General features: G+C 68.1%; 21 protein-coding genes. 12 read left to right on the top strand and 9 right to left on the bottom strand.

Annotated features, from left to right (window positions below):
- From Ato02nite_RS21150 to Ato02nite_RS21140, 3 genes are all read right to left on the bottom strand, one after another.
- The coding region (locus Ato02nite_RS21150; RefSeq protein ID WP_213008329.1) for an alpha,alpha-trehalose-phosphate synthase (UDP-forming) at positions 1 to 1,002 on the bottom strand (1,002 nt) is incomplete at its 3' end.
- Positions 1,003 to 1,044: 42 nt separating this feature from the next.
- Entirely contained in the window at positions 1,045 to 2,292 is a 1,248-nt protein-coding gene (locus tag Ato02nite_RS21145) for a PP2C family protein-serine/threonine phosphatase (protein WP_213008328.1), read from the bottom strand.
- 57 nt (positions 2,293 to 2,349) lie between these two features.
- A complete protein-coding gene (locus tag Ato02nite_RS21140) occupies positions 2,350 to 2,580 on the bottom strand; it encodes a zinc-ribbon domain-containing protein (protein ID WP_213008327.1) in 231 nt (76 codons plus the stop codon).
- 321 nt (positions 2,581 to 2,901) lie between these two features.
- On the opposite strand from Ato02nite_RS21140, the gene Ato02nite_RS21135 reads away from it, so the two are divergent.
- The 3 genes from Ato02nite_RS21135 to Ato02nite_RS21125 all read left to right on the top strand — a co-directional run bounded on the left by Ato02nite_RS21135 (position 2,902) and on the right by Ato02nite_RS21125 (position 6,029).
- Positions 2,902 to 4,050, top strand: coding sequence for a zinc-dependent alcohol dehydrogenase (locus Ato02nite_RS21135; protein WP_213008326.1), 1,149 nt, complete (start codon positions 2,902 to 2,904; stop codon positions 4,048 to 4,050).
- Between the two features lie 63 nt (positions 4,051 to 4,113).
- Complete coding sequence (locus tag Ato02nite_RS21130; protein WP_246607277.1) at positions 4,114 to 4,641, top strand: hypothetical protein; 528 nt, start codon at positions 4,114 to 4,116, stop codon at positions 4,639 to 4,641.
- The gene (locus Ato02nite_RS21125; RefSeq protein WP_213008324.1) at positions 4,638 to 6,029 is read left to right on the top strand and encodes a glucose-6-phosphate dehydrogenase; all 1,392 of its coding nucleotides are present in this window, start codon (positions 4,638 to 4,640) and stop codon (positions 6,027 to 6,029) included. The genes Ato02nite_RS21130 and Ato02nite_RS21125 overlap by 4 nt, the downstream gene beginning before the upstream one ends.
- Positions 6,030 to 6,047: 18 nt before the next feature.
- Here the strand turns inward: Ato02nite_RS21125 and Ato02nite_RS21120 are convergent, their stop codons facing one another.
- The 4 genes from Ato02nite_RS21120 to Ato02nite_RS51740 form a co-directional block, all read right to left on the bottom strand.
- On the bottom strand, positions 6,048 to 6,767 hold the full coding sequence (locus tag Ato02nite_RS21120; RefSeq protein ID WP_213008323.1) for a GAF domain-containing protein: 720 nt from the start codon (positions 6,765 to 6,767) through the stop codon (positions 6,048 to 6,050).
- Between the two features lie 200 nt (positions 6,768 to 6,967).
- Entirely contained in the window at positions 6,968 to 7,798 is an 831-nt protein-coding gene (locus Ato02nite_RS21115) for a hypothetical protein (protein WP_213008322.1), read from the bottom strand.
- Positions 7,799 to 7,863: 65 nt separating this feature from the next.
- Positions 7,864 to 8,145 (bottom strand): hypothetical protein, encoded by a 282-nt coding sequence (locus Ato02nite_RS21110; RefSeq protein WP_246607275.1) that lies wholly within the window; start codon positions 8,143 to 8,145, stop codon positions 7,864 to 7,866.
- Positions 8,112 to 8,264 (bottom strand): hypothetical protein, encoded by a 153-nt coding sequence (locus Ato02nite_RS51740; RefSeq protein ID WP_246607274.1) that lies wholly within the window; start codon positions 8,262 to 8,264, stop codon positions 8,112 to 8,114. The genes Ato02nite_RS21110 and Ato02nite_RS51740 overlap by 34 nt, the downstream gene beginning before the upstream one ends.
- A 294-nt stretch (positions 8,265 to 8,558) precedes the next feature.
- Here Ato02nite_RS51740 and Ato02nite_RS21105 point away from each other — a divergent pair, with 294 nt between their 5' ends.
- From Ato02nite_RS21105 to Ato02nite_RS21085, 5 genes are all read left to right on the top strand, one after another.
- Positions 8,559 to 9,689, top strand: coding sequence for a YihY/virulence factor BrkB family protein (locus Ato02nite_RS21105; RefSeq protein WP_213008321.1), 1,131 nt, complete (start codon positions 8,559 to 8,561; stop codon positions 9,687 to 9,689).
- A 117-nt stretch (positions 9,690 to 9,806) separates the two neighbouring features.
- Positions 9,807 to 10,913, top strand: coding sequence for an AI-2E family transporter (locus tag Ato02nite_RS21100; RefSeq protein ID WP_246607273.1), 1,107 nt, complete (start codon positions 9,807 to 9,809; stop codon positions 10,911 to 10,913).
- A gap of 419 nt (positions 10,914 to 11,332) precedes the next feature.
- The gene (locus Ato02nite_RS21095) at positions 11,333 to 11,641 is read left to right on the top strand and encodes a phosphotransferase (protein ID WP_213008319.1); all 309 of its coding nucleotides are present in this window, start codon (positions 11,333 to 11,335) and stop codon (positions 11,639 to 11,641) included.
- Positions 11,642 to 11,943: 302 nt separating this feature from the next.
- Positions 11,944 to 12,273, top strand: a complete 330-nt coding sequence (locus Ato02nite_RS21090) for a hypothetical protein (RefSeq protein WP_213008318.1) — start codon at positions 11,944 to 11,946, stop codon at positions 12,271 to 12,273.
- Positions 12,274 to 12,529: 256 nt separating this feature from the next.
- Entirely contained in the window at positions 12,530 to 13,309 is a 780-nt protein-coding gene (locus tag Ato02nite_RS21085) for a transposase family protein (RefSeq protein WP_213008317.1), read from the top strand.
- A 142-nt stretch (positions 13,310 to 13,451) separates the two neighbouring features.
- On the opposite strand, the gene Ato02nite_RS21080 is transcribed toward Ato02nite_RS21085, so the two are convergent.
- The gene (locus tag Ato02nite_RS21080) at positions 13,452 to 13,772 is read right to left on the bottom strand and encodes a transcriptional regulator (RefSeq protein WP_213008316.1); all 321 of its coding nucleotides are present in this window, start codon (positions 13,770 to 13,772) and stop codon (positions 13,452 to 13,454) included.
- Positions 13,769 to 14,110 carry a hypothetical protein gene (locus Ato02nite_RS21075; protein WP_213008315.1) on the bottom strand — a complete coding sequence of 114 codons (342 nt, stop codon included), beginning with the start codon at positions 14,108 to 14,110 and terminating at the stop codon, positions 13,769 to 13,771. Before Ato02nite_RS21075 ends, Ato02nite_RS21080 begins: the two co-directional genes overlap by 4 nt.
- A 512-nt stretch (positions 14,111 to 14,622) precedes the next feature.
- Here Ato02nite_RS21075 and Ato02nite_RS21070 point away from each other — a divergent pair.
- From Ato02nite_RS21070 to Ato02nite_RS21055, 4 genes are all read left to right on the top strand, one after another.
- The gene (locus Ato02nite_RS21070) at positions 14,623 to 16,230 is read left to right on the top strand and encodes a toll/interleukin-1 receptor domain-containing protein (RefSeq protein WP_213008314.1); all 1,608 of its coding nucleotides are present in this window, start codon (positions 14,623 to 14,625) and stop codon (positions 16,228 to 16,230) included.
- Positions 16,231 to 16,748: 518 nt separating this feature from the next.
- The gene (locus tag Ato02nite_RS21065) at positions 16,749 to 17,372 is read left to right on the top strand and encodes a hypothetical protein (protein WP_213008313.1); all 624 of its coding nucleotides are present in this window, start codon (positions 16,749 to 16,751) and stop codon (positions 17,370 to 17,372) included.
- Positions 17,356 to 18,423: a LacI family DNA-binding transcriptional regulator gene (locus Ato02nite_RS21060; protein ID WP_213008312.1), complete on the top strand. Its 1,068-nt coding sequence runs from the start codon at positions 17,356 to 17,358 to the stop codon at positions 18,421 to 18,423. Before Ato02nite_RS21065 ends, Ato02nite_RS21060 begins: the two co-directional genes overlap by 17 nt.
- A gap of 88 nt (positions 18,424 to 18,511) precedes the next feature.
- Positions 18,512 to 21,055, top strand: a complete 2,544-nt coding sequence (locus Ato02nite_RS21055) for a glycosyl hydrolase 2 galactose-binding domain-containing protein (protein ID WP_213008311.1) — start codon at positions 18,512 to 18,514, stop codon at positions 21,053 to 21,055.
- Positions 21,056 to 21,276 lie beyond the last annotated feature (221 nt).

Here is a 21,276-nt window from a genome sequence, read left to right as displayed (position 1 = left end):
GTACTCGCCGTTGATCCGGCCCACCTCGCGCTCCACCCGGGCCCGCAACTCCTGGTACTGCAGGACCCGCATCCGGCTCGGGGTGGCGACCTGCACCAGCACCACGTCGTCGTTGGACACGGTGCCGTCGGCGAGTAGTTCGCCGTACGCCTCAAGCCTTTGTTCGATGCCCTTGGTGTAGTCGAGGCGGTCGACGCCGAGCAGCAGGCGGCGGTCGCCGCCGAGCTCGGTGCGCATCCGGCGGGCTTCGGCCTGCACGCCGGGGTCGGCGGCCAGGTCCTCCACCTCGGCGACGTCGATCGAGATCGGGAAGGCCCGCGCGGTGACGGTGCGCCCGTCGACGGCGACGTGCTGCTCCTGCGGGTCCAGGCCGAGCAGGCGGCCGGTCAGCTGCAGGAAGTTCTGCGCGGCGAGCGGGCGCTGGAAGCCGACCAGGTCCGCGCCGAGCAGGCCGCGCAGGAGTTCGGCCCGGCGGGGCAGCTGCATGAACAGTTCGACCGGCGGGAACGGGATGTGCAGGAAGAACCCGATGCGCAGGTCCGGCCGCAACTCGCGGAGCATGGCCGGCACCAGCATCAGCTGGTAGTCGTGGACCCACACGGTGCCGTCCGGCGCGGCGAGCTGCGCGGCCGCCTCGGCGAACCGGCGGTTCACCGCCTCGTAGGCCTGACGCCACGGCCGGCGGTGGGTCGGCTGCTCGACGGAGTCGTGGAACAGCGGCCAGATGGTGCCGTTGGACTGGCCCTCGTAATACTGGTCGACGTCGTCCTCGCTCAAGGCGACCGGGCGCAGGTGCATGCCGTCGGTGTTGAACGGCTCCGGCGCGTCACCCGGTTGACCGGTCCAGCCGACCCAGGCCCCGCCCTGCCGCCGCACGGTCGGTTGCAGCGCGCTGACCAGCCCGCCGGGGCTCCGCGCCCAGCTGCGACTGCCGTCCTCCGCGGTCACCTCGTCGACCGGGAGGCGGTTGGCGACCACCACGAACTCGTACGACTCGCTCATTTTGCTGTCCTCACCCCACTCGGATACCGCCAGCCGGGCGACTCAAACGCCATCGGGGGTGCTGGCTCGGTGCTGGTCGGCGCCGGCGTCGGTCGAACGGGTGTCGCCGTGGCCGCCGTACCAGTCGAGGACCAGCAGGCAGGCGTCGTCGGGCAGGTCCGGACCGGCCACCTCGAGGACGAGGTCACCAAGGACACGGACGACCTCTCGGGGGTGCAACTGCCCCAGATGCCGCAGCTGGGCGGCCAGGTCGAGCGCGGCGGCGCCGCGCTCCAGCATGCCGTCGGTCAGCAGAACGAGCCGGTCGCCCGGCTGCAACCGCAGCTGGGTTGCCCGGTACGGCTTGTGGCGTAGCACCCCGAAGGGCCGGTTGACGTCCAGCGCAACGGGCTGCGCAATCCCGTCGCGGACCAGCAGCGGTGCGGGATGCCCGGCATTGACCACGTCGAGGATGCCGGTGGACAGAGTGAGCCGGCCGACCAACCCGGTCGCGAAGGTGGCGGCGGCCGGGGTGTTGTCGATGACCGCCTGGTTCGCGGCCTCGGCCTGTTCGAGCAGGGTGGCGCCATGGCGACGGGCGTTGCGCAGTCCGCTGACGCACAGGGTCGCGGCGAGTGCGCTGTCCACGCCGTGTCCCACGGCGTCGGTGATGCTCAGATGCAGAAGGTCCCGGGCGAGGCTGTAATCGAAGGTGTCCCCACCGACGCTGGCCGCCGGCTCCAGCCACGCCGACAGGGTGAACGAGGCCGCCTCACAGGTGAACGAGGGCGGCAGCAACCGCCGTTGGATCTCCGCCGCCAGCATGAACGGCGTCGTTCGCTGACCCCACTCGAAGAGGTCGGTGTGCCGGCGATTGGCGATCACCACGAACGCCAGGGTGTGTGCCGCCCGGGACACCGACTGCACGTCCGGGCCGGACGGGGCGGCCGGCAGCGCGATCTCCAGCAGCCCGACGGCCTCCCCGCGCTGAGTGACCGGTGCCCGCACCACGAACCGGTCGCCGTCCGGCTCGACCAGGACCTGCTGGGTGCGCAGCGCCTGCTCCTGCGGCCCACCGTCGAACGGCACCACCAAGGCGACATCCTGGTCCTGCCGGCGGCCGCCGGACTCCGCCCCGATCGGTACGTGTACCAGCCGCACCAGGGCGCGACCGCTCATATCGGCGACGAGGAACGACACCCACGACGCGTTCAGGCTCACCCCGATGCTGCGAGTCACTGCCGCCACCGCGTCGACCGGGGCCGCCTTCTCCACCGCCAGCAGCACCTCATCGAGGTCCGTACCGCTCATCGTGCGCTGCTCCTCGATATCCCGCTTCCGTTGTGCACCGTCGTCGCACCGACCGCGTCAGCCCACGCGGTACGCGTCCCGGTGAGCCGGGCGTATTGCGCCGCAGTGGGCGCAGCCCAGGTAGTAGGAGCTCGGGCGGACGGGGAAGAGCGGGATGAAGAAGAGGGTGAACTTCGTCGATCGCTTGATCAGCGACTGGGCGGCGGCCACGCCGCACACCTCGCACACCATCGTGGTGGCGGAGACCAGACCCTCACGGGTGCGTAGACCGAACAGGAGGAAGAACATCTGGTCACCGGCCAACGGCGGGACGGCGGTGCAAATCCAGAATCATGGCCATCTCCGTCACTCCGTGGATATCACCGCCAGAGTGCCCCTCCCGCGTCCCCGTTAAGCCTTTACCGCGCCTGTACTTCGACCGGAAACACGCGCGGGAGATCGCGGCGGTCTCCTCGACCACCGGGTCCATCACCGCGTGGAGCAGCAGCGACAAGAGCTCTGCAGCACCTGTCTCGCTGCAAAATGGGCGCCGGATCCGTGTAGCCGGGTGGTGGAGGGGTAGCCGGTCGATGACATCTCGAGGGTGGTCGCCCGGATCGGAAGGAACTCATGCGTGCAATGGTCTATCGAGGCCCGTACCGGATCCGGGTCGAGGAAAAGGACCGTCCGAAGATCGAACACCCCAATGACGCGATCGTACGGGTGACGCGGGCCGCCATTTGCGGCTCGGACCTGCACCTTTACCACGGCATGATGCCCGATACCCGGGTCGGAACGACGTTCGGGCACGAGTTCGTCGGTGTCGTGGACGAGGTTGGCTCCTCGGTGCGGAACATCAAACCCGGCGACCGCGTCATGGTTCCCTTCAACATCTTCTGCGGTACGTGTTTCTTCTGCGCCCGTGGCCTCTACTCCAACTGCCACAACGTCAACCCCAATGCCACTGCGGTCGGCGGCATCTACGGGTATTCACACACCGCCGGTGGCTACGACGGCGGACAATCCGAGTTCGTCCGGGTGCCGTTCGCCGACGTCGGTCCGAGCCTGATACCCGAATGGATGGATGAGGAGGACGCTGTCCTGCTCACCGACGCATGCGCCACCGGATACTTCGGGGCCCAGCTCGGCGACATCGTCGAGGGCGACGTGGTCGTGGTGTTCGGAGCCGGCCCGGTGGGCCTGTTCGCCGCCAAATCGGCCTGGCTGATGGGTGCCGGCCGGGTGATCGTCATCGACCACCTCGACTACCGGCTCGCCAAGGCGGCCACCTTCGCCCACGCGGAGACGTACAACTTCACCGAGTACGACGACATCGTGGTCCACCTCAAGAAGATCACCGACCATCTCGGCGCCGATGTGGCGATCGACGCCGTGGGCGCCGAGGCGGACGGCAACTTCCTGCAGCACGTGACCTCCGCCAAGCTGAAGTTGCAGGGTGGCTCACCGGTGGCGCTCAACTGGGCCATCGACTCGGTCCGTAAGGCCGGCACCATATCGGTGATGGGCGCCTACGGTCCGATGTTCAGCGCCGTGAAGTTCGGTGACGCCGCCAACAAGGGCCTCACGCTGCGGATGAATCAATGTCCGGTGAAGCGGCAGTGGCCCCGCCTGTTCGAGCACGTGCGCAACGGCTTCCTGAAACCCAGCGACATCGTGACCCACCGGATCCCGCTGGAGCACATCGCCGAGGGCTATCACATGTTCTCGGCCAAGCTGGACGGCTGCATCAAGCCGCTCATCGTCCCGAACGCCGCCTGACCGGATCGGACCACCATGCCCTACACACCGGACAAACCTAAACCAGCCGAGTCGAGTGACCAGTTGCGCGCCCGCATTCCGGGCTGGGGAGTGGATCTGGATCCGCGGGACCGGCCGTCGGTGCCGAAAGAGCAATTCAATCCGAGACCGACGGGTACGCATGGGGAGTTCCCGGAGCGTCAGCCGGAGAGGCGGCCGCGCGAACGGTCGATCGAACACGAGTTCCTCACCCCCGTGTTCGGTACCTCGTGCCCACCCAAGGGCCTGTCGGGACTGATCCGCACGTACGCGTACCGGCGTTACAGCGAGGCGCGCGCCGCGCATTGGCTGCTCCTACTGGCCGCGGACCGGGTGGACGTCGTCGAGAGCACCATCGGGTCGTTCGCGAGCCGGCACCCCGACAGCCCGATCACCGAAGCCGGCGTGCGGAGCGAGTTCACCCGCCACGGGGCGAGATCGCGGATCGGTCGGCGGCGCGCCGATGTCGGGCACCACGCGCTCGACCCGGTCATCGTCGCGGCACCCTGGGTCCTCCTGGGCGGTGTGGCCTACCTCGTCGTCAAACGAGTGACCGGGAGACGTGGAGCATGACTCCCGGGGACCGAGCCGAACAGACGCTGCTGATCCTCGGGGCCGGCGGCGACCTCACCGCCCGGCTCCTGCTGCCGGGGCTGGGTGGACTACTGACCAGCGGTGGCGCGCCTGGCTTGTCGCTCGTCGGCAGCGGCGCCGACCACTGGGACGACGAGGGCTGGCGCCGCACGGTTACCGAGTCCTTCGCCACCGTCGGCGCCGATGGGCCGCAGGCTGAGCAGGTGGCGCAAGAGACGCGCTATCTGCAGGCCGACGTGACCCGGGAGGAGGACCTGCGGAGGTTGCTGGCGGCCTGCGGCGGCCGAGCAGTGATCTACTTCGCACTGCCCCCGACCGTCACGGTACGGGCGTGCACGGCGTTGTCGCGGATCGGCGTGCCGGCGGCCACCCGGCTGGTGCTGGAGAAGCCGTTCGGCACCGACGCCGCCGGCGCCCGCGAGCTCAACGACGTGCTGACCGGGCTGGTGCCGGAGGACCACATCCACCGGGTCGACCACTTTCTCGGCATGTCGACGGTCCTCAACATCATCGGCCTGCGATTCGCCAATCGGATCTTCGAACCGCTGCTCAACGCCACCCACGTCGCGACGGTCGACATCGTGTTCGACGAGACCCTCGCGCTGGAGGACCGCGCGGGATACTACGACGGCGCCGGCGCGCTCACCGACATGATCCAGAGTCACCTGTTGCAGGTGCTGGCGTTGCTGGCGATGGACGCCCCGCCGAGCATGGACGCGCTCGAGTTCCGCGACCGCAAGGCTCAGGTGCTCAGGGCCACCCGCCCGTGGAGTGAGGACCCGGCCGCCTGCAGCCGCCGGGCCCGGTACACCGCCGGGACGCTCGGCGGGCGCTCCGTTCCCGCGTACGCCGAGGAAAAGGGTGTTGATCCGGCCCGTGCGACCGAGACGCTGGCCGAGGTGGTGGTGGCGGTGGACAACTGGCGGTGGGCCGGAGTGCCGTTCCGGCTGCGATCGGGCAAGGCCCTCGGCGTGGGCCGGCAGGAAGCGGTGATCACCTTCCGGCTGCCGCCCCGTGTCCCGGATGGGCTGACCGGCCACGAGCGGCCGAACCGGCTGCGCATCGGTTTCGGCCCCGACCGGGTAGCCCTGGACGTGAACATCAACGGTCCGGATGACCCGTTCGTCCTGGACCCGGTGACGCTGGAGGCGAACTTCGGTCAGGGGCAGCTACCTCCGTACGGTGAGGTGCTGCGCGCCGCCCTGAACGGTGACGCGACGTTGTCCGTCCGTGGGGACACGGCCGAGCAGTGCTGGCGGATCGTGGAGCCGATCCTCGCTGCCTGGCGAGCCGGCGACATCCCGTTGGAGGAGTATCCCGCGGGTAGCGACGGCCCGAGCGGGTCACTGCTTTCGCAGCCGGGCTGACCTTGCGCCGAGCGAGGCTCATCGTCGGCTGATCACCGCAGCCGCGGCTTCACCGAGGTCGGTGCCGGCTTCCGCGGCTTGGATGCAGAGGCTGAGGTAGGCGTCCTCCGGGCCGCAGCGGTTGTCGGTCTTGATGAGTTCGATGGCAAGCCGGATCGCGGCCCGGATGGCCAGAGCCGCCGCATAGCCGTCCACCAGCTCCCGGCCGCCCGCATCCAACTCCGGCAGGGCGGTCTCCTCGCCGGCCTGCAGGGTGAGCTGCTCGTGCACCGAACAGATCCCGAAGATCAACGGCGCCATCGCCGCGCGGTCGTGGCTGTACACGTTCAGCGTGGCCACAGCCTCGCCCGACCCGGCGAACAGCGGCACGGAGACCGACGCGTGCAGACCCATCCGCGGCGCTGCCTCGTGGAATCCGGGCCACTGCACCGACGTGTCGATATCCGGCACGCCGACCGGGGCACCCGTGACGAGGGCATCGAGGCACGGGCCGGCACTGTCGGCGTACTGGGCATCGTCAACCGACCGGATCAGGTCGTCGTTCACCGCCACGGTGACGTAGGCGCGGCCCCGCAGAGCGGTCACCGACGCATATCTCGCGGCCGCCACCCGCTCGACGGTGAGAGTGGCGATCCTCAGGAACCGCTGCTCCATACGGGACGAATGGTTCGGGGTGCCCGCCAACTCGGTGATCGCGGCCTCCAAGGGACCGCTTCCCGGCAAAGGGGAGGCGGTCATGGCCGCAAGTCGGCGCCGGCGGGCGCTGGGCGTGGTAGCAGGCCGAGCAGATCGTCAGATGCAGGCAAGAGAATCCCTTCACCGAGGGCAAGGTGTCGACCTTCCCGGGTCAGTCGTCCCTCGTGGACGAAGAGTGAGTTTTCCGGCTACCCGCCGCCGCACCGGACTAACGCAAACGGCGCCACTGACCGACAGCGACGCTAGGCAGAGGCTGGTGATGTGGTGGCTCGGGCAGGCGGGTGGGCGGATCGCCGGAGGGCGTACAGGGTGAGGCCGGCCGCCACGACCAGGGGTGAACCGTCGCGGATCAAGCCGTCGAGGCCCAGCAGGATCAGGCACAGCGGCAGGTGGAAGGCGAGGACCAGCAGCGTGACCCAGGTCAGTGTCATGCGGGCACGGTGGCTGCCCCGGCCGACGAAGAAGGCGGACATCAGGGCGACGTAGCTGACCGCGATGCCGGCCAGGATCCAGAAGATCACGGCCAGGGTCCATTCCAGGTGATGCCGGAGCGTGCCCGCCGCGATCAGGGCCGGGACCAGCATGAGCGGGCTGAAGCTGAAGGACGCCAGCCGGGCGGTCAGGACCCACGGGTCACCCGGCGGGGCCTCGCGAAAGCTGAGGCCATCGCGGGTCAGGACGGGGCGGCGCGGCTGGTGGGTGAGGTGGGCGTCGACGGTCGGGTGGCGGTAGAGCAGGACCACCACCGTGAGGCAGAGCAGGGTGAGCACGCCGAAGCCGATCAGGCCCGGCAGCGGCGGGCGTCCGGCGGAAGGGACGATCAGGCGGCCGACGGCGAAGAGGGTGGTCATTCCCAGGATCAGGCCCAACGGCTTCGCGGTGGCTCGGGCCCGGCGGACCTGCGAGATCAGGACCAACCAGCCGAGCGTACGGGCAAGGGCCCAAGCCGTCCGGACCGCGAAGCTGACGCCGTGGTCCGGGGCGTACCAGAAATTGAGGACCTCGACCACGACAGTGGCCGCAGCCGTGGCGATCAACAGGGCCGTCAGGACGCGGACCGGGCGGGGAGTCATGGTGAGGCATTACCCGGGTCGTGCTCTCAACACGCGGCCGAGCAGGCCGGGGGGCCTTCCGATGGTCAGCAGGACGATTGCCGGATATGCAGTGTTGCGGCGTCTCCGGACAGGTACCGGCGGACAACCGTGAATTGTGCGGCGGTGAGGAAGGAGGGGTTGGCGGCCTGCGGCTGGCGCAGCACCTCGAGGCCCGCCAGGGCGGCGTCGGCCCGGATCGCCTGCCGGCTCACCCGGCCGGTGGGCGCGGCGATGGTCAGGTCCAGCGAGGCCTGCCAGCGGCCGTCCGCCGGGTCCTGCCGGGCCGGCCCGGTCAGGTGGCCGCAGCCCTGGGCTGGACACACCACTGGGTCACGTGTGGATCGGCGGCGAAGCGCCCGGCCAGGTCGGCCTGATCGGCGTTGCCCTTGAGCAGCCAAGCGCCAAGATCGGCGGTCGTCACCCGGGGTACGGCATTCGGCGTCATGGCGCGTCGTCAGTGGCCCGGCCCCGGCAGGCCGGGTGCAGATTCTTTGCGCGACGGAACCGTACTCATGATGACTCCGATCGGTTCTGCGGCAATGTCTGCGAGGCGAGCAGGCGCCGCCGGTAACAGCCGCCGGATGCCCGCTCGCGGATCGTATAAACGGCTCGGCCCACGAAATGGCCGGGCCTCCACCCAGCCAGATGGTCCTCTTCGCCGCCGCGCTGACGGCGGCCCGGGGAACCCGGCCGACCTCGCGTCGGAAGGTGATGACGAGGACCTCGCGGGTACTTCCGCTTGAGTCTGAAACTGGGCGGTGGGCTCGAAGCACCGCTCGGTTGTCGCTCCAGCACGCCGGACCGTTGTCGTGAGAGGTTACGTGTGATGAACGATTCTGGCCGGGTCGACAGGTTTCAGCGTGAACACACCTGGACGGGCTTCCCGCTGGCGGTGTTGTACAAGTACTTCGACGACCAGGGCAATTACCTCGCCGCGCTGATCGCCTATTACGCGTTCGTCTCGATGTTTCCCCTGCTGTTGCTGGCCGCGACGATCCTGGGTTACGTCCTGTCCGGCAATCCGGGCCTGCAGCAGCACATCCTCACCTCGGCACTGAGTCAGTTCCCGGTTGTCGGCAGCCAGCTGCACGATCCCTCCCGCATCGGTGGCGGTGCCACCGGTCTGGTGGTCGGCATTCTCGGAGCGCTCTACGGCGGCCTTGGGGTGGCGCAAGCGGTGCAGTACGCGATGAACTCGGTCTGGCGGGTCCCCCGCAACAATCGGCCCAATCCGATCAAAGCCCGCGGCCTCGGTCTGCTCCTGCTTCTCACCGCCGGGCTGGCCGTCATCGGGACGACCACGCTGTCCACCTTCGGCAGCAGCGACGCGGGCTCCCTCGGCGGCGCTCTGAAAATCCTTCTACTCGTGGCGTCGGTCGTCATCAACGCAGTCGTTTTCGTCTTCTTCTTCCGCCTCGCGACGGCGCGGCGCCTGACCGTGATCGACGTTGCACCCGGCGCGATCTGCGCGGCGGTGGTCTGGCAGTTGTTGCAGACCTTCGGCGTGACCTACGTCGGGCATGTGGTCAAGGGCGCCAGCGCCACCAACGGCGTGTTCGCCCTGGTGCTCGGCCTACTGGCGTTCTTCTACGTCACCGCCGTCGCGGTGGTGCTGTGCGCCGAGATCAACGTCGTCCGCGTCGAGCACCTCTACCCCCGCGCACTGCTCACCCCGTTCACCGACAACGTTGAATTGACCGGGGGCGACCATCGCGCCTACACCGGCCAAGCCGTCGCTCAGCGCAGCAAAGGCTTCGAGACGGTCGACGTCACCTTCAACAAACCTGCTCCGAGGGCCGGCGACCAGGACAACTCGGCCGTTGAGGGCGACCACTCGCGACCCGACCATGCCCCGCGACCCGCTGATTGACGGTCTGCGCGAGGATCACGTCAGTTTAGGTAGTGGGGCGTGGGGTAGGCACACATGGTGAGTAGTGAAGACACCCGGTTAACCGCCCGGCGGACGTTGGTCGTCATCGGTCTGGTCATGGCCACCCTGCTCCTCTACTACCTGGTCCGGGCCACCAGTCAAGTAATGACCTGGATCCTGATTGCCGGGTTCTTCGCTGTCGCGCTCAACCCGGCGGTCACCTGGGTCCAGCGCCGCGCGGCGTTCGGCAAGCGCTGGCTCGCCACGCTGCTGGTGTTCGTCGTCGCGCTCGTCCTGCTCGGCGGGCTGGTCACGCTCTTCGTCGTGCCGCTCGTTCATGAGGGAACACAGGTGGCGGCCAACCTGCCGAAGATTGTGGACGACGCCCGGGCCGGACGGGGTCCGGTCGGCGGCCTGATCGACCGGTTCAACCTGGTGGAGTACGCGCAGAAGAACGCCGCCCGATTCCGGGAGTACGCCGGTCGTCTCGGCGCACCCACACTTACTATTCTGCGTGGCGCCGCGACCAGCGTCGCGGGCATCGTGACCATCTTCGTACTCTCCTATCTGATGGTGCTGGAGGCGCCGAAGGCCGTCGGCGGCTTCCTCGCCCTGTTCGACCAGCAGCGCGCCGAACGGATCCGCCGGGTCGGCCACGACTGCGCGAGGACGATCACCGGCTACATCACCGGCAACCTGCTCATCAGCGTCATCTGCGGGGCACTCACCTACGCCGTGCTGGCCATCATGGGCGTCCCGTACGCCGGTCTGATCGCGTTGTTCGTGGGGCTCGTCGATCTGATCCCGCTGGTCGGTGCGACACTGGGCGCGATCGTCGCCACCCTGGCAGGCTTCGTCGAATCGACCACCGCCGGGATCGTCGTGATCGTTTTCTTCGTGTTGTACCAGCAGCTGGAGAACCACCTGCTGCAACCGGTGATCTTCGCTCGAACGGTGCAGCTGAATCCACTGACCGTCCTGATCGCGATCCTCATCGCGGTCGAGCTGGCCGGGATCCTGGGCGCGCTGCTGGCCATCCCGGTGGCCGGCATCATCCAGATCATCGCCCGGGACATCTGGGACACCAGGCGCGGCCGGCTCAAGCCCGAGCCGACCGTCGGCGAGGACCAGGCCCTGATCGCCGACACGACAGCGGCACCGACGGGTGCGGACGCCCGCCCGGCTACGACCACGGCGACGCCCGCCCGACCACTGACCCGATGACCACGCCCGACAGCTCCCGAGTGAGCCGATCCAGCTTCGCCGTCACCGCTTCCTGGGCGGTGGAGGTCGGCTATGGCGTCTTGGAGCCCAGCGCTGGGCCAACATCTGCTCGGGGTCTCTGTCGTCGACCCGGCCGAGGACGCAGAGGGGTTCCCACAGCGCCAACAGTGTGAAGGGGACACGCTCAGCGGGACGAGCGTGAGGCGCCGGCGGCGGACGGAGGGGAGCAATGGTGTGCCGGGCGCCCGGTGGTCTTCGGCCGCAGCGGGGTGCCGCGCTCCGCGGCCACCGCGCCGAACAAGCATAAAACTTGCAGCAGTTCTTCAAGTAGCTCGTCGGCGAGCAAGAGATCGAGACGTTGCCGATGGACCGGGTGCCGCAGCCCAAGACCGAGCAGAAGCTGATCCCGGTCATGCGCGATGCCGCCTGAGCGCGTCGCCCGATGCCGAGCAGCATGGGCGCGCCTCACCGGACATCAGACATGCGTCATTCACAGCGACCCGACGCCGGGCAACATCCGCATGACTGCCGATCGGGTCGGGATCCTCGACTGGGACGAGGCGCACGTCGACGCCGCGGACCTCGACCTGTTGCTGCCCCATAACGCCGCCGATCTCGGCGACGGCGCACACGACACCGCCGCGCAAGCGTTCGCCGCGTGGGACGCCGCCCGTTGCTGGGGCCACGAGTTTGCAGTCGAGCAGCTCGCCGAAGTCAGAGCGGTCTGATTGTCGCTTCGACGCGCCGTTCGCTACACCTGCCGCGTGCGCATGATGATGGCGATATCGAGCTCCTGATCTGTGCAAACGGTTTCGACGACCTGCACATCCTGCGGTCGTGGCCACTACCGCCGCGTAGGTCCGGACCTGCCGAACCTCCGCCCCGTGCTTCGGCCCCCGATCAACATGGTGAAAACTTAGGTTGCGATCTGCGTCCGGGTTCCGCGCCGCCGGTCAGTCCCTGCGCTGTCTAGTTTCGTTGGCAAACGCACCCGCGAGGAGACGTCAACGATGGCTTCACCCAGCTCATCGTGGTCGCGCTGCTGATGCCGTCCCTGCTGCTGTTGAGTCGGACCCGGCTCTACCCCACGCTGCGCACCGTCCTGGCCGGCGCGGGCATCGCGCTGGCCGCGGCCAGGCTGGCCGAACGCACGACCCTCGTCAGCGGAAACCCGCTCGAACCAGTCGCGGAACAGCTCACCAGCCATCCGGTCGTGATCACGGGAACGCTGCTCGCCGCTGCGGTCGCGGCGTGGTCCCGGCCGGCCCTTCGTGTCCCGGCCGGCACCTCGAGCTTTCTGGCGCCTCGATCGTCAGCAGACAGTCGGCCTGACCGAGGCACCGCCTCAGCGAATGAGTGAAGATCAGCTCGACGCCATCGCGGACGCCTTCAACGCCTGTTCCGCCTGCTCCGCGACGCCGACCCGCGGGACCGAGCGGAGCTTTACAGCCGGATCGGCCTGCGGCTGACCTACCAATCGGGCCGGGAAACAATGAGCCATTTTCATCGTGACGGTGCAGGTCACGGCCGGGGCTGAAGTCTGATGTGGACACAAGGCGAGGCCCCGGTAAGACAGCAGTCGACCAAGATCCGATGCCCCAACTGGGAGCCTCGCCATGCTGTCTTACCCTGCCGCGATTCCGCTGTCCACCCGAACCCTGAACCACCTCGACAGCCTTATCCGTCAGCACCGCGACCAGCGCCGATCCCGCTGGCGACTCGGTCCGGGACGCCAAGCCCTGCTCGCTCTGGCCCACCTGCGCAACGGCGACACCCTGACCCGGCTGGCCTGCGGTTTCGAGATCGGCGTGAGCATCGCCTGGCGCTACGTCCGCGAAGCCGTCGACCTGCTCGCGGCCACCGCCGACGACCTGGTCACCGCGATGAACCGGATCCGAGTGCTGGCCTACGCGATCCTCGACGGCACCCTGATCCCGATCGACCGCGCTGCCGACCAGAAGCCGTACTACTCCGGTAAGCACCGCCGCCACGGCGTCAACGTACAGGTCATCGCCGACCCGGCCGGCCGACTTGTCTGGGCCTCCGCCGCCCTACCCGGCTCGGCGCACGACCTGAGCGCGGCCCGCGCCCACGGAATCATCGACGCGCTGAACAGCGCGAAGGTGATGACCTTCGCTGACAAGGCCTATCAAGGCGCTCGCGGCAGCATCCGCACGCCGTTCAAACGCCACCGCTACCAGCCGAAACTGTCCGCCTGGCAAAAGAAGGTCAACCGCGGCCACGCCCCGATCCGCGCCATCGGCGAACGCGCCAACGCCACCTTCAAAACCTGGAAGATCCTGACCAAGCTGCGCTGCTGCCCACGCCGCGCTACCACGATCACACAGGCCATCCTCGTCCTACACCACGTCGAGAACCCGACCTACACAGGATGAAAAGGCTCACTGATCATGACTGGGCATCCGGTTCTGCCGCCGACCGCGCGGCGGTCAGCGGAGAACCGTCACGGGGCATGACGGACCCGGAGCGGCCCGACGCACGCTCGTGCCGATGTGTGGACGTCGCGAATACTTGGGTTCAGCCGCTTGTGTGAGTGGTGTTCAGGACTGGTTTTCCGGCGGCGATGGCTTGCAGTGCGGCGATGTGCTGGTCGAATGCGCGTCGACCGAGGTGGGTCAGCGAAACCCAAGTGCGGATCCTTGAATCGCCCATGGCCTTGCGAAGACGCACGTAGCCGGCGTTCTCAAGTACTGCGAGGTGCTTGCTCAGTGCCGAGTCGCTGATGCCGAGCAGGTCACGCAACATCGCGAACTCGACGTATTCGGTGGCGGCCGCCAATCCGCAGATCTGCAGTCGGTTCGGCGCGTGGATCAGCTCGTCGAAGTGGGCGGGAGTCATCCCTGCAGCTCGGCGCGCTGGATTTTGGTGGTCCACAGCCGTCCGCCCACGACCAGGAGGGAAATGACGACCCCCGCGACGGGTAACGCCCACCGGTTACCGCGACCATCGATAACGTATGCCGCCGTCCAACACGCCGGCACCGCGATGAAGATGTACAGCCCGAGCCCGATGGTGGCGAGCCCCCTTGGCCGGCGGGGGATCACGCCCGTCCGCGGCCAGTCGTCGACCCCGGCGAGGCTGATCACCGCGTACAGGGCGAACGGCAAGGCGATCGCGCTCAACACGCCGTTGTGAAGGGCGCTGGCGGAGACGGCGGCAGTCAGGACAATTGTCATCAAGAGGGTCTGCTCGAGTCGGAGGCGTGGCCGCTGATCAGCGAGGGCTCCCCGCCCGGCGGCAAGGGCCGCCAGTTCGGCTGCGGCGGTGGCCCGATCTGCCCCTGAAACACCCTGCGCCATCGCGATCGCCTCCCTTTCCGTAGTGGAAAGAGTAGCCTCTTCTTTCCTTTGTGGAAAGGGGCGTCGAGCAGGCTGGCCCGGTTGCCACCCGAGGATCACCACCACAAGCGTTTTGCACAGCCCTCTCGGCGCTCTTTTCTGCCGCTGTCAGCGAGCTGGTGGTCTGGCGTCCGGCATCATGAGATGGTCAGTCTCACCCACGTGTCTGAGGCAACGGAGATGTGGTGAGGAGGCCAGCCTTTGATCGAGGCATTGACATGCTATTGACATAGGTCGGCGCAAACTGAATTGTTGCCGGCCACCAAGGCATCGGACCGTCGTTTCGCACGTCGGAAACATCTGCTGGAGCCCAGCGTCACCAAACGCGAGTTGACGCGTTTGCTCCGGTGATGGCGACACGACTCGGGACCGTCGGGGCGCTGGCCGCTTGCCTGGCTGCTGCGGGCGTCGAGCTTTGGCTGGGCATCACCCGTAGTCCGGCGCCCGACGCGCAGTGGACCGCCGGCCTGGCGATGGGACTGCTGTTCGTCGCGTCCGGCACGGCCGCCCGGCTGCTCAGACCCTCCAGCCAGATCGGTCATGGTCTGTCCGCCATGAGCCTCGTGACCATCGCCAACGACATCAACACCACCCTCGAGCTGCCGTCCACGATGCCGGGCCGCGCCCTGACCGTCGCCGTCGGCGTGCCGGCGTTCTGGATGCAGGTGCCGCTCAGCATGCACCTGATCCTGTCCTACCCGCGCGGGCGGAACCACCGGCCCCGCGAGCAGCTCGCGGTCCGCGCGGCAACAGTCGCCGCCGCGGTGATCTCGGTGCTGCTCCTGCTCACCAAGACGCCGGTGCCGCTATGCGCGCAGTGGTGTGGTCCCAGCCCGTTTCAGTTGATCGCCGACCCCGGTCTCTACCTCACGATCCGCGGGGCCGCGCTGCTGGTCATGGCCGGGATCTGCGGGTACGGCCTGGTCCTGCTGCTGCGTCGGACGGTAGTGAGTCCGCGGGAGCGGCGCCGCTCCGCGGTGACCGCGGCAGTGGCGGTCTTGTCGGCCCTGTTGTTCACCGGCATCGTCGCCGAGCTGCTCGCTGCCTACGTGGACGGCGGCCGGCTCCCGGCCCTGGAGGGTCTGTACGGCCTGATCCTCGGCACGCTCCTGGTCGCCGCGATTCCGCTGCTGTTCGTCGCCGGGCTCACCCGGCAGTGGCTCGCCTTCAAAACGATGGGCAGCCTGGCCGGCCGGGCAGAGCACATTGACCCCGGTGAGCTGGAAACGGCGATGGTGCGGGCCACCGGCGACCCGGCCCTGCGGATCGCCTACCGCGCCGCGGACGGCTGGCGCGACGCTTGTCACCGCCCGTACCACCGGCCCGCTGATCTCACCGTGCAGCGCATCGGTGAACCCCCGCGAGCCGCCCTGATCCACACACCGGCGCTGGCCGAGGAAACCGGCCTGATCCGGTCGGTGCTCGCGCTGATGCACCTGGCATTCCCGCCGCCCGAGAACCGGAAACCGGAGCCCCAACCCGTGCCGCACGCCTTCGTCTCCTACCTGCGCGAGGACTCCGACGCCGTGGACCGGCTCGTCGCCGACCTGCGGTCCTGCGGGATCACCGTGTGGCTGGACCGCACCGAGATTCTGCCCGGCGACCGCTGGGCGCAGGTCATCAAGAAAGCCATCTGCGACGGGGGCTTCTTCATCGCCTGCTTCTCGCCGGCCTACGCCCACCGGGACAAGACCCACATGAACGAGGAATTGACCATCGCTGTCGACGAGCTGCGAAAGCGGCCCCGGGACCGTCGGTGGTTCCTGCCCGTACTGCTCGAGCCCTGTGCGCTGCCCGACCGGGACCTGGGCGGCGGCGAAAGCCTCGACGACCTGCACCACGTCGACCTCTCCCAGGACTGGGAATCCGCCGTCCGACTGCTGGTGCACGCGATCATGGGCAGTCGGCCCGAGGTCCCAACAGCGCTGGAACATGCGCCCGGAGCTCAAACTCCCTGACGGATCGGCTTGGGTGTCCCCTCGCCCGTTCAGAGACTGTACGGCTCGTGCGTTGGGCCTCACCAAACGGGCGTCACGCCGCGTGAGGGCTCACCGGTGACCGTCGCGCGCGGTCGGCGGCAGAAGCGGGCACCGCTGTCAAAGTGTCAAAGTCACCCGCAGGATCGAGTTGTGTGCTGACATGCTGTTCGCGTGGGTCACCGCGCTGATCAAAATTCGGATGTCCGGCAACTGCTCAACGAATTGTGTGTCCGCCTTGGCTTCTGCCTACCGCCTCACGAGATCCGACGGCTGGATAAGTCACCTCCGAGCGATGTCGACAGCTTTACAGATTCGGTGTTCGAAGCTGAGGGCATGGGCGACATGAGCTATACAGACCTCCGCCGGCAGGTGCGTGAGGTCGTCGACCGGCACATGCGTCACTGGGCAGAGGCCGAACCCGGAGGTTGAGCCGCTGGACCCGTAGCCGCCCGGGTGAACCTGTAATCGGCCGGGTCATGCCTTGGTTCCAAGACCCGGTGGAGTTTCTCGGCAGCACCCAGCAGATGGAGCGAGAGTCGCAGTCGCTCGACCACCTGATCCAGGATGACGAAATGGCGGCGCTGTTCCGATTAATTCGGGGGCCAACGGTCACCAGTCCGGTCGAGCTGCCCTGGCTGGATGTCGACCGCTCTTTCTTTATCGCCACGGCGCAGCACGCCGGTGACGACACGGCCGTCGCGCTCGACTACCGAACGAGTTCATCTAATCCACGAGTCATTGCCAGCGATATCTGGACCAGTTCCGTGCCGTACGCCTGGCGAACGGTCAAAGAAACCGTTGACGGTCGCGCACGGCGTCGACGGGCACAAGAACGAGGGGAGGGCGTCTGGCCTGGGGAGGCAGGCGACATTCATCTGGGTGACATGACCACCGGGGGAGTGGGGGGCGACCTCCGGCCCGAGGCCGGCTGGAACCAGCAGCTCACCTTCGCCCGCGCGGGCGGCCGGGAGCCCGCACCAGCTCTCGGCGCAACGGTCAAGTCCGGGAGTCAACCCAGCCCCAGCAGCGACGGCCCTCAGCGGCGGCGGCCCGATCACGAAGGGTGGACGGTTAGACTCACCGGATCGTTCAACCGGAGGTGTCATGGTCCGTCGGTCTGACGGCGCCACGCCTGCCCGCCGGGCCACGATCCGCGATGTCGCGTCGGCTGCCGGAGTATCGATCGCGACGGTCTCGCGCATCCTGGGCGGCACCTACCCGAGCGCCCCGGCCACCCGCAACCGGGTGCTGCGGGCAGTGCGTGAGCTGGACTATGTGGCCAACGCGCACGCCCGTGCCCTGTCCGGATCTGCCAGCAAGACGATCGCCATCATCGTCAACTCGGTGATCTCGCCCTATTACGCCCACGTCGCGCAGGGCGTGCAGGCCCAGGCGGCCGAGCATGGCCGGCTCTGCCTGATCGCCACCACGGGTGGCGACCCTGCCCGCGAGTTGGCCACCATGCGACTGATGCGCGAGGAGCACGCCGACGCGGTGATCCTGGTGGGCAACGTGGTGATCGACCAGAGCTACCGCGACCGCCTCACGGAATACGCGCGCGCCCTGGCCGCGGCCGGCTCCCAGCTGGTGCTCTGCGGCCGGCCGCCGATCGAGGCCGGCGTGCCGGCGATCGTGGTCGAGTTCGACAACACCGGCGGCGCGTACGCGGTCACCAGCCATCTGCTGTCGCACGGCCATGAGCGGATCCTCTATCTCGGACACAAGCCGGGCTTCACCACCGCCGAGGGACGGATTGCCGGCTACCGTGCCGCGCTGGCCTCGTTCGGCGTCCGGCACGATACCGGGCTCGAGATGCGCGGGACGTTCGTGCGGTCCGAGGGCTACCGCATGATGCGCGAGCGGCTGGACTCCGGACCGGCTGATTTCACCGCGGTCTTCGCCGCCAACGACCAGGTCGCGGCGGGTGCGTGGCAGGCCCTGCGGGAGTGCGGCCGGCGGGTGCCGGAGGACATTTCCCTGGTCGGGTACGACGACCTGCCGCCGGCCGAGGACATCGGCCTGACCACCGTGCACGTGCCGCACGAGGAGCTCGGCCGTGCCGCCGTACGGCTGGCGCTCGAACGGGAGGACGGCGCCGCCGGCCGAGGTCATCTCATGCTCGGCACTCACATCGTGGTTCGCGACTCGGTGCGCCCGGCCAGGCGCAGCTAACCACTGACGCGGTCGGCCATTGACATCGAAAAACTTCAATGCTTTGGTGTAAACGTTTTAACCCACACCGAGCATGAAGGAGTCCGCTGTGGCAACGGAGCAGTCAGGCGTCAGACGGCGGACACTGCTCCTCGGCGCGGTCGCCGGAGCGGGTGCGGTGGCGGGGGGAGCGGCGCCCCTGCTGACCGGCAGCGCCGCGGCGGCCACCGCGAGCAGTCGGCAGGTCTATGACCTCAACCTGGACTGGAAGTTCATCCGGCAGGACGTCACCGGCGCGCAGGTCGTCGACTTCGACGACTCCGGCTGGGCCACGGTGAGTGTGCCGCACACCTACAACGACGTCGACTCCTTCGACAACTGGATCACCAGCTCCGGTGAGTCGGCCGTGGCCATGCAGATCACCTGGTACCGGAAAAGGTTTTCTATTCCGGCCGCCGAACAGGGTCAGAAGGTACTGCTCGCGTTCGAGGGCGTGCGGCAGGCCGCCACCGTCTACGTCAACGGCACCAAGGTCGGCCTCTACGAGAACGGCGTGGCACCGTTCGGGTTCGACATCACCGGCCAGATCAACTTCGGCGCGGAGAACGTCATCGCGGTCAAGGCCGACAACACCAAGTGGCGCCCCGAGGAGTCGACCGGGATGCCGTTCCAGTGGGACACCCGCGACTTCAACCCGGAATACGGCGGGCTCACCCACAACGTCCGGATGTACGTGCTGCCCCGCACCTACTTCACGCTTCCGCTGTACACCAACCTCAAGACCACCGGCACGTACGTCTATCCGAGCGCCGTCAACGTTTCCGGAGCCACCGCCACGATCAACGCGCAGGCGCAGGTCCGCAACGAGCAGAGCACCGCCCGCACGGTAACGGTGTCGGCCAACGTGCTCAACCAGGACGGATCGGTGCGGGCCACCATCGCCGGCACCACCGTCACCATCGCCGCCGGCGCGACCCAGGATGTCACGGTGTCGCAGCGGGTCAGCTCGCTGCGCTTCTGGTCGCCCGAGTCGCCGTACCTCTACACCGTCGAGGTGGTGCTGACCGAGAACGGCTCCGTGCTGGACGCGTACCCGATCACCACCGGCTTCCGGAAGACCTCCTTCAACGGGGGGACCAGCACCGGCGGGGTGTACGTCAACGACAAGTACTACTTCCTGACCGGGTACGCGATCCGCGCCACCAACGAGTGGGCGGTGATCGGCGGCGCCGTTCCGGAGTGGATGACCGACCTCGACGGGCAGATGATCCGCGACAGCAACGCCAACCTGATCCGCTGGATGCACGTGGCGGCCTCGCCGCAGAACATCCGGATGACCGACAAGCACGGCATCATCTGCATCCAGCCGGCCGGGGACAAGGAGGCCGACGCCGTCGATCGGCAGTGGGACCAGCGCGTCGAGCTGATGCGCGACGTGCTCATCTTCTACCGCAACAATCCGAGCATCCTGTTCTGGGAGGCCGGCAACAACTGGATCACCGCGGCGCACATGACCCAGATGGTCGACCTGCGCAAGCAGTACGACCCCAACGGCGGCCGGGTGATGGGCTGCCGGGCCATCTCGGACGACGCGGGCTACGGCGGCACCGCCGCGGTCGACGCGGCCGAGTACGTCGGCACGATGCTCAACCGGCATTACTCCGTGTACGCCCGCGACCGCAAACCGATCATCGAATGTGAGTACACCCGGGACGAGGCACCGCGCCGCGTCTGGGACAACTACTCGCCACCGGATTTCCAGTACGTCGTCGGCCCGGACGTCACCTACACCTGGAACAGCGAGCAGTTCGCCGGCCCTGTGGCGGCAAGCACCCGCTATGAGTTCTGGAACCAGCGCATCCAGGGCCCGGGCGACCGCCGCTACTCCGGTGCGGCCGCCCTGGTGTGGGCCGATTCGAACCAGCACGGCCGGCAGTACAACTGGGAATGCGCCCGGCTCTCCGGCCGGGTCGACGCGGTGCGCATCCCGAAAGAGTCCCTGCACACCTATCGGGTCATGCAGAACTCCCTGGCCGACCTGCACATCATCGGCCACTGGACCTATCCGGCCGGCACCAGCAAGGCCGTCTACGTAATGGCGTCGGGTGCGGTCAAGCGCGTGCAGTTGCTCGTCAACGGCACCCAGATCGGCAACAGCACCACGCCGGTCAACGATTTCCTGCACACCTTCCCGAACGTGGCCTGGACGGCCGGCACCGTCACCGCGGTCGGTTACGACGCCGGTGGCGCCGAGGTGGTGCGCCAGAGCAAGGCGACCACGGGCACCGCCACCGCGCTGCGCCTGACCCCGCACACCGGCCCGGGCGGGCTTCGCGCCGACGGCAGCGACATCGCCTTCTTCGACGTCGAAGCCGTCGACAGCCAGGGCCGGCGGATGCCGACCCATCAGGCGACCGTGAACTTTACGCTCAGCGGCCCTGGCAAATTCCTGGGCGGATTCAACTCGCACATCCCCGGCAGCGTCCACAAGGCGTCCGTACAAACCGAGGCCGGCATCAACCGCGTCTTCGTGCGCGCCACTCGCTCCGCCGGCACTCTCACCCTGACCGCCGCCGCCGCGGGACTGACCGCCGCCGCCACCAGCGTCACGTCGGTCCCGATCAGCAGTTCCGGCGGCCTTCTGGCCCGATAGCCCCGCTGTCCGGCGGACTCATTCCCCGGAATCGCCGGTGTTCGTCGATGTGTGTTTCTGGTCGGGTTGGTTCGAAGGATCGCGCGGTTCCTTCATCGTGCCCTACCAAGGTGTTGCCGGGTTCCTTACGACCGCCGGGAGCCCGGCGGCCGCACGCGGCCATCGAGTCTCTATGCGGAAGGACGACACCATGACCAGGCAACAGATCATCGGATCCGTCG

The sequence above is a fragment of the Paractinoplanes toevensis genome (genome assembly GCF_018332695.1).
Classification (GTDB): Bacteria; Actinomycetota; Actinomycetes; order Mycobacteriales; family Micromonosporaceae; genus Actinoplanes; species Actinoplanes toevensis.
The sequence above is the reverse complement of the archived record's forward strand: the minus strand, read 5'-3'. Positions and strand labels throughout refer to the sequence as shown.

Coding starts and splice junctions, on each gene's coding strand:
- Ato02nite_RS21125 (WP_213008324.1), top strand. CDS start 4,638: ATGACTCCCGGGGACCGAGCCGAACAGACGCTGCTGATCCTCGGGGCC.
- Ato02nite_RS21085 (WP_213008317.1), top strand. CDS start 12,530: ATGCTGTCTTACCCTGCCGCGATTCCGCTGTCCACCCGAACCCTGAAC.
- Ato02nite_RS21060 (WP_213008312.1), top strand. CDS start 17,356: ATGGTCCGTCGGTCTGACGGCGCCACGCCTGCCCGCCGGGCCACGATC.
- Ato02nite_RS21135 (WP_213008326.1), top strand. CDS start 2,902: ATGCGTGCAATGGTCTATCGAGGCCCGTACCGGATCCGGGTCGAGGAA.
- Ato02nite_RS21095 (WP_213008319.1), top strand. CDS start 11,333: ATGCCGCCTGAGCGCGTCGCCCGATGCCGAGCAGCATGGGCGCGCCTC.
- Ato02nite_RS21145 (WP_213008328.1), bottom strand. CDS start 2,292: ATGAGCGGTACGGACCTCGATGAGGTGCTGCTGGCGGTGGAGAAGGCG.
- Ato02nite_RS21100 (WP_246607273.1), top strand. CDS start 9,807: ATGGCCACCCTGCTCCTCTACTACCTGGTCCGGGCCACCAGTCAAGTA.
- Ato02nite_RS21140 (WP_213008327.1), bottom strand. CDS start 2,580: ATGTTCTTCCTCCTGTTCGGTCTACGCACCCGTGAGGGTCTGGTCTCC.
- Ato02nite_RS21080 (WP_213008316.1), bottom strand. CDS start 13,772: ATGACTCCCGCCCACTTCGACGAGCTGATCCACGCGCCGAACCGACTG.
- Ato02nite_RS51740 (WP_246607274.1), bottom strand. CDS start 8,264: ATGACGCCGAATGCCGTACCCCGGGTGACGACCGCCGATCTTGGCGCT.
- Ato02nite_RS21070 (WP_213008314.1), top strand. CDS start 14,623: ATGGCGACACGACTCGGGACCGTCGGGGCGCTGGCCGCTTGCCTGGCT.
- Ato02nite_RS21120 (WP_213008323.1), bottom strand. CDS start 6,767: ATGACCGCCTCCCCTTTGCCGGGAAGCGGTCCCTTGGAGGCCGCGATC.
- Ato02nite_RS21075 (WP_213008315.1), bottom strand. CDS start 14,110: ATGACAATTGTCCTGACTGCCGCCGTCTCCGCCAGCGCCCTTCACAAC.
- Ato02nite_RS21115 (WP_213008322.1), bottom strand. CDS start 7,798: ATGACTCCCCGCCCGGTCCGCGTCCTGACGGCCCTGTTGATCGCCACG.